At 53.2% G+C, this 2,736-nt stretch carries 1 rRNA gene; it reads right to left on the bottom strand.

What is annotated here, in order from left to right:
- A 23S ribosomal RNA gene (locus ACQKP0_RS25660) occupies window positions 1–2,736 on the bottom strand; the annotation flags it as partial.

The following is a 2,736-nucleotide window of genomic DNA, read 5'->3' as shown; positions in this document are numbered from 1 at the left end:
CATGTGTCGCCACACTTCCACCTCGAACCTATCTACCTGATCATCTTTCAGGGGTCTTACTTAGATAAACTAAGGGAAATCTCATCTTGAGGGGGGCTTCATGCTTAGATGCTTTCAGCACTTATCCCTTCCGCACATAGCTACCCAGCGATGCCTTTGGCAAGACAACTGGTACACCAGCGGTGCGTCCATCCCGGTCCTCTCGTACTAAGGACAGCTCCTCTCAAATTTCCTACGCCCACGACGGATAGGGACCGAACTGTCTCACGACGTTCTGAACCCAGCTCGCGTACCGCTTTAATGGGCGAACAGCCCAACCCTTGGGACCGACTACAGCCCCAGGATGCGATGAGCCGACATCGAGGTGCCAAACCTCCCCGTCGATGTGGACTCTTGGGGGAGATAAGCCTGTTATCCCCGGGGTAGCTTTTATCCGTTGAGCGATGGCCCTTCCATGCGGAACCACCGGATCACTAAGCCCGACTTTCGTCCCTGCTCGACTTGTAGGTCTCGCAGTCAAGCTCCCTTGTGCCTTTACACTCTGCGAATGATTTCCAACCATTCTGAGGGAACCTTTGGGCGCCTCCGTTACCTTTTAGGAGGCGACCGCCCCAGTCAAACTGCCTGCCTGACACTGTCTCCCACCCCGATCAGGGGTGCGGGTTAGAATTTCAATACAGCCAGGGTAGTATCCCACCGACGCCTCCACCGAAGCTGGCGCTCCGGCTTCAAAGGCTCCTACCTATCCTGTACAAGCTGTACCAAAATTCAATATCAGGCTGCAGTAAAGCTCCACGGGGTCTTTCCGTCCTGTCGCGGGTAACCTGCATCTTCACAGGTACTATAATTTCACCGAGTCTCTCGTTGAGACAGTGCCCAGATCGTTGCGCCTTTCGTGCGGGTCAGAACTTACCTGACAAGGAATTTCGCTACCTTAGGACCGTTATAGTTACGGCCGCCGTTTACTGGGGCTTCAATTCAAAGCTTCGCTTGCGCTAACCTCTCCTCTTAACCTTCCAGCACCGGGCAGGCGTCAGCCCCTATACTTCGCCTTACGGCTTCGCAGAGACCTGTGTTTTTGCTAAACAGTCGCCTGGGCCTATTCACTGCGGCTCTCTCGGGCTTGCACCCTATCAGAGCACCCCTTCTCCCGAAGTTACGGGGTCATTTTGCCGAGTTCCTTAACGAGAGTTCTCTCGCTCACCTTAGGATTCTCTCCTCGCCTACCTGTGTCGGTTTGCGGTACGGGCACCTTTCACCTCACTAGAGGATTTTCTAGGCAGTGTGGAATCAGGAACTTCGGTACTATATTTCCCTCGCCATCACAGCTCAAGGTACATGGTGACGGGATTTGCCTCGTCACCCCTCTAACTGCTTGGACGCGCTATTCCAGCAGCGCGCTTACCCTATCCTCCTGCGTCCCCCCATCGTTCAAACGGTGAAGAGGTGGTACAGGAATATCAACCTGTTGTCCATCGCCTACGCCTTTCGGCCTCGGCTTAGGTCCCGACTAACCCTGAGCGGACGAGCCTTCCTCAGGAAACCTTAGGCATTCGGTGGAAGGGATTCTCACCCTTCTTTCGCTACTCATACCGGCATTCTCACTTCTAAGCGCTCCACCAGTCCTTACGGTCTAGCTTCAACGCCCTTAGAACGCTCTCCTACCACGGACACCTACGGTGTCCATCCACAGCTTCGGTGATACGTTTAGCCCCGGTACATTTTCGGCGCAGAGTCACTCGACCAGTGAGCTATTACGCACTCTTTAAATGGTGGCTGCTTCTAAGCCAACATCCTGGTTGTCTAAGCAACTCCACATCCTTTTCCACTTAACGTATACTTTGGGACCTTAGCTGGTGGTCTGGGCTGTTTCCCTTTTGACTACGGATCTTATCACTCGCAGTCTGACTCCCACGGATAAGTCATTGGCATTCGGAGTTTGTCTGAATTCGGTAACCCGATGAGGGCCCCTAGTCCAAACAGTGCTCTACCTCCAAGACTCTTACTACGTGAGGCTAGCCCTAAAGCTATTTCGGAGAGAACCAGCTATCTCCAAGTTCGATTGGAATTTCTCCGCTACCCACACCTCATCCCCGCACTTTTCAACGTGCGTGGGTTCGGGCCTCCAGTAAGTGTTACCTTACCTTCACCCTGGACATGGGTAGATCACCTGGTTTCGGGTCTACGACCTCATACTCAAAACGCCCTATTCAGACTCGCTTTCGCTGCGGCTCCGCCTCTTCAGCTTAACCTTGCATGAAATCGTAACTCGCCGGTTCATTCTACAAAAGGCACGCTATCACCCTGCATAAATGCATAGGGCTCTAACTACTTGTAGGCACACGGTTTCAGGTTCTCTTTCACTCCCCTTCCGGGGTGCTTTTCACCTTTCCCTCACGGTACTGGTTCACTATCGGTCACTAGGGAGTATTTAGCCTTGGGAGATGGTCCTCCCTGCTTCCGACGGGATTTCACGTGTCCCGCCGTACTCAGGATCCACTCTGGAGGGAACGAAGTTTCAACTACAGGGTTGTTACCTTCTTTGACGGGCCTTTCCAGACCTCTTCATCTACCTCGTTCCTTTGTAACTCCGTATAGAGTGTCCTACAACCCCAAGAGGCAAGCCTCTTGGTTTGGGCTTCTTCCGTTTCGCTCGCCGCTACTCAGGAAATCGCGTTTGCTTTCTCTTCCTCCGGGTACTTAGATGTTTCAGTTCCCCGGGTCTGCCTTCCTTAC

The sequence above is a fragment of the Heyndrickxia sp. NPDC080065 genome (assembly GCF_050281185.1).
Taxonomy (GTDB): domain Bacteria; phylum Bacillota; class Bacilli; order Bacillales; family Bacillaceae_C; genus Heyndrickxia.
This window is presented reverse-complemented; position numbering and strand designations above follow the sequence as displayed.